The organism is uncultured Agitococcus sp. (assembly GCF_937920075.1).
Lineage (GTDB): Bacteria > Pseudomonadota > Gammaproteobacteria > Pseudomonadales > Moraxellaceae > Agitococcus.
The window spans coordinates 1-5,665 of sequence record NZ_CALETI010000055.1 but is presented as its reverse complement, the minus strand read 5'-3'; the positions used below and the strand labels follow the sequence as shown (position 1 = coordinate 5,665).

Sequence of the window (5,665 nt, the reverse complement as noted above, 5' to 3'; positions counted from 1 at the left end):
ACAGATATGTCCGAGGCTTCTTTAAAAAAGTATGGATTATTTACACCTTCATATACAATATCTATAAAAAATGAGGGTAAAACAGTTAAGCTGTCATTCGGAACAAAAGAAAACGGTGCCTATTATGTTATTAAAGAAGGCACTGCTGTAATATATTCGGTATCTGAAAGCAGTATAGAGATAGTAGGAAAGGATTATCGTTATTATGTAATTAAAGCACGTATTTCTAACCGTAATACCAATGGTGGAAATTCAGAAGATGGACAAGGGGGTTATGGCCAATTAGCAGGTATTGGTAGTAGCTCTTGTAGTACGGCAGCCTTAGATACCTTAGCGCAAAATGCAGTACCAGAAAGTATTAACATTATTGCGCCAACCACCTTAAATTTGCGTAAAACCTCTAATGGTGGCACAGGTACTTTTGGTTTTGCTTTAACAAATACCGTGCAAACAACGGGCACAATTACCACCAGTACCGCAGGTGCTACAGAGCAAGTTGATGGTGATACAGGCACAGCAGGCACACAAGCCTATACCGTCAGTGCTACAGGCGTTGATCTTACGATTAATGAAAACTCTTTACCCTCTGGATGGAGTTTGGCTGGAGCAACTTGTACCAATTCAGGTGGCACAACGGTGGGGAGTTTGGCTGGCAGTACCTACACGATTCCTGCAGCAAGTGTCACCGCAGGGCAAGACTATACGTGTACCTTTACAAATAACAAATTACCGACGATTACGCTAACAAAAGTTAGTGTTGATAATAATGGTATTTTTAGTTTTAGTGGCACAAACGGTTTTGGCTCAGATTCTATTGCCACCAGTACTTCGGGCGTGGGCGTTACAGGCACGACTAAAACCTTAACCAGTGCGGCATTTACAACATCAACAGTGATTACTGAAACAATCCCCAGTAACTATACTTTAACCAATATTGCGTGTAGTGGCTTAGGCTCTGGTGGTACAGCAACTAATAACCTGAGTGCAGGTACAGTCACCTTAAATACGGCGGCAACCGCAGCAGGGGCTAATATCAGTTGTACCTTTACTAATACAGCAAGCAGTTCGTCAGGTGGCTCGTTCCCCTCACAAATTGCTTGTAATGCGGCTGAAATTGGCCAAACCTTTGAATTTAATGCCACTAATACATGGCCAAGTGGTACAAGCAGTAAAAGCTTTGTGGTGGGTACTGCACCTAATAATGTCACGGTAACGTTTACCAATACCCAAGCAGTCACCGCGATGTCGGGTGATCCTTCATTACGCACCTATGGTAATGTGGCTAACTCATTAACGATTTCTAGTAATGGTGGTTTAGCCAGTAATACTTTAATTGCTACTTTGGGGCTTGCACCAAGTCGTGCCATTAATAAGTTAAGTTACTCCATTTATGACAGTGATTATTATAATAGTGGTGGTTTTAATTTTAGAGACAGAACGATTTCAACATCGAGTGCAGGAAATCCAACAACAATTACTGCTCAAAATGGGACAAATGAAACCATTTCGGGGAATACCACTACAGCAACTACTTCTGCTGACTGTGGTGCTAATGATGCCAACTGTAATTTGTATTTTGCCTATAACTTGAATGGGATCACCAGTGCCAGTACACAGTTTTATGCAGCACATGCCTCTGGTACATCGACACAACAATTAATTGCCTTTAATCAATATGCTTGGTGTTTACCTAAGCATCCTACCGTGACCATTAGTAAAACCACTAATGGAGGTACTGGCAGCTTTAGCTTTACCAATACAAACTTAGCATCGGCATCAACGAATTTAACAACAGCCACTGCAGGAACAGCAGTCAGTTCGACGGCGATGAATGTCACCAGTTTGGCAAGTAATGTGCAAATTCAAGAAACAGTACCAAGTGGTTGGCAATTGGCATCGGCCAGTTGTACCGATGCTAATGGAACATTAACGACAAATGGTACGGGTACTTTTGGCTCATTGGCTGGCAGCACTTTAACCATTCCAAGTGCAAATTTGGTCTATGGCGCAGATATTCGTTGTTCGTTTACCAACCGTAAAACAGCACAATTAACCTTGCGTAAAACGTGGGTCAATGCCCAAGTGAATGATGCAGTGACGATCACCACCGCAGGGGGTTCGGTTAATCCATCTTTTGCTTCAGTGGCTAATACAGCGAATGAAACGGATACAAGCACTGCAACAGCGGTTTATGTGGGTGATACTTTAACGTTCACTGAGCCATTTTCCACAGGTAGTGCCAGCAACTATAACGCAAACTTAGCGTGTACAGGTGCAACCGATACAAACTTGGCGGATGGTTTAACCATTAATACCGCTGATTCAGCCATTACTTGTACCTACACCAACACTCGAAAAACAGCAACGTTCCGTTTGGCAAAAGCGTGGGGTGCAAACAGCATCAGTGGTAATGTCGCAAATATTGGTGCAACCACAGGATTAACGAACAATACGACAGCCTTTACCAGCACAGCTAGCACCAACACGACAGGAACAAGTGTCACGGTGTATGCAGGAGAAACAGTAACTTTACCTGCTGAAACAATGAGTACAGGCACACTCAGTAATTACAATACTGTCTTGTCATGTACGGCTGATGCAGGGGCGACAGCGAATACATTAAGTGGCACTAATGGCCAAGTGAGTAATACTTTGCTTATTGGAGCAGGAGATGAAGGCAAAGCTATTGTTTGTACCTATACCAACACCCGTATTGCTCAGAATTTAACACTTGTTAAACAATGGACAAATGCCGCAACTGGTCATACGGCCACTGTTACTACGACAGGTGGCACGAATAATTCGACGTTTAATGCGACAGCACCTTCTACAGGTTTAACAGGTACGACAGTCACTGTGTATGCAGGCGATGTAGTGACACTTCCTGTGGAGACATTTGGTGGTGGAGCAAGTGTCAGTGATTATAACAGTACAGTCGCTTGTACTGGTGGTAGTACCTTAGTGAGTGGAGCAGTGGGTCGTAGTGTGACGATTAGTAATAGCACTACAGCAACAACCTGTACTTATTCCAATACAGGTTTATCCGATATGGTGCCAACTTTAACCTATATGCCGAATACAGGTATTGTAGGCTCACCCTATTATGGCAAATTTACCTGTACTAATAATGGCATTGCACCCGCAACAGCAGGAGCAACTTGTGCAATTAGTTTGCCTGCTGGTTTGAGTGCAACTTGTAGTCCAACAGTGCCAACGGCTGGCACAATTGCTGTTGGTGCATCTATTAATTGTACGGTCACAGGCACACCAACAACATCAGGTTCTGGTACATTGGTTTTAACTACTGGCGCAACTAATGATAGTAATGGTGGTACAACAACAGGTGGTAATAATCAAGTTAGTCAAGCGATCACCATTGTTGATTCAACTACTGCACCGACTTGTTCGCCTGGTAGTACCACTAATTTATTAAGCTCGGCTGGCACTGAGCTTTATTTTTCAGACAACACAGCAACACCTATTACTAATAACTTCGGTTTAATTGCAAGCCCAGCGACTTACGTACGAACAGGTAGTAATTTTGTGGTTAAAGGTGATTGGCGTTGGCGTAATACCAATCCTGCGGCTGGCTCTCCTGCAATGACTTATCAGTTAATTGTTAATGGCACTGTCTATGCACAATTAGTCGGCACACCAAGTGGACAAGAAGTAGGAACATTAACTGCATTAAATGGTGCAACCTTAGATGGTGGTTTAAGCACAATGCAGCTTTATGATTTTAGTGTGTCTGGTTTAGCTGCCTTGCCAGTTGGGGTAACCTTACCTTCTACAGTAACCAGTATTTCTACATTAAGTATGTCTTTTGTTAGTTCTACTACTCCGGCAGATGACGCAGGTTTAGCACCGACAGTATTAAATGCCTGTGCTTTACCAAAGTTAACGCTAAGCAAAGTTAGCCAAGGTGGTGTAGGTGCTTTTGCCTTTACAGGTAATAATGGTTTTAGTAATGAAACTATTACTACAACGGTCGCAGGTACAAGTGTAGCAGGTACCACACAAACCTTAAGTGCTGTATCGACACCAACGACCATTACTGAGACCATTCCTAGTGGTTATAACGTGACCGATATTAGTTGTACAGGCTTAGGTTCAGGCAATGCAACACCAAATTTAGTAGCGGGTTCTGTTGCGATTAGTGATAGCGCATTAGTTTATGGTGCCAATATAGCGTGTACTTATACCAATACAAAGTTACCAACGATTACCATTAGTAAAATTTCTCAAGGTGGAACAGGTACCTTTAGTTTTACGGGAACCAATGGTTTTGCTTCACAAAATATTACTACGAGCAGTGCAGGTGTTGCGGTTGCAGGTGCCACACAAACTTTAAGTGCGGCAGCTACAGCAACAACCATTACTGAAACGATTCCTAGTGGTTATACGGTAACAGATATTAGTTGTACTGGCTTAGGCGCAGGTAGTGCGACACCTAATTTGGTTGGTGGTAGTGTTAGTTTAAATGCCGCAGCAACCGCAGCAGGTGCTAATATTAGTTGTACCTTTACTAATACCTTGAATACTGGTTATACCATCACAGGTAAGGTGTTTTATGATAATGGAAAAAATGCAGCGACACCGCATAATGGCATTCAGGAAGTGGACGAGCAGGGAATTGGTAATGCCTTAGTTCGTTTAACTAACTGTAGTTCAACGGTCTATCAAACGACTGTGACAGATGGTTCAGGTGGATATACTTTGAGTATTCCCAATAGTTTAAGTGCTGGTACAACTTTGTGTGTGGAGGAGTATCAACAACCAGCAAACTTAGTATCAGTGAGTGGTAATGTAGGGACAACGGGTGGCAGTTATACACTTGCTACCGATAAAGTGCAGTTTATCTTAGCTGCATCTACCAACTATACAGGGGTTAATTTTGGCGATGTAGTTCAAAGCCAATTAACAGGTACTGGCAATCAAACAATCCCAGCAGGCACAACGGCAAGTTATGGCCATCAATTTATTGCTGGTACAGAAGGTTCAGTTACATTTAGCACAGCACAAGCGCCTACACCTTTATTGGCGTGGACGTCATTGGTGTATTTAGATGCAAACTGTAATGCCTTGTTAGATGGTGGCGACACACAAATTACCAGTGCAATTAACGTTGTTGCAGATCAAGTGGTGTGTTTGGTGCAAAAAGTAGTATCACCAAGCACAGCAACAAATGGTTCACAAAATATCTCTACTATCGGTGCTAGTTTTGTTTATACAGCACCAAGCGCGATAGTTGCTAACTTTAGTCAACCAGATACCACAATTATTATGGACTCTGGCTTGGTATTGGTGAAAAAAGTTCGTGAAGTGAGCAGTTGTCCGTCAACTGGCGCGGATACCAATTTATTTACCACTAATAATCAAGCTTTACCTAATGCCTTTATTGAGTATCAAATTGTTTATAGCAATCCTTCGGCAAATGTCGTGTCTAATATTGTCATTAATGATATGACCCCCTCATTTACCACCTTTAGAAGTGCCTCATGCCGTACTACGCCAAGTAGTGTGTTGTGTAGTGTCGCTTCATCACCCAGTGTCGGTGGAGTGGGCAGTTTACAATGGCATTTAACAGATAATCCTGTCGGCTTAGGCTCGGGGCAGAGTGGTGAAGTGCGTTTTTGTGTGAGGGTTGACCAATAAGACCCCACCC

1 protein-coding gene is annotated in these 5,665 nt (G+C 42.8%); it reads left to right on the top strand.

All coding sequences use genetic code 11. The features are described from left to right. Window positions 1-6: 6 nt before the first annotated feature. Window positions 7-5,655 carry a DUF4340 domain-containing protein gene (locus Q0212_RS01770; RefSeq protein WP_297921291.1) on the top strand — a complete coding sequence of 1,883 codons (5,649 nt, stop codon included), beginning with the start codon at window positions 7-9 and terminating at the stop codon, window positions 5,653-5,655. Window positions 5,656-5,665: the final 10 nt, after the last annotated feature.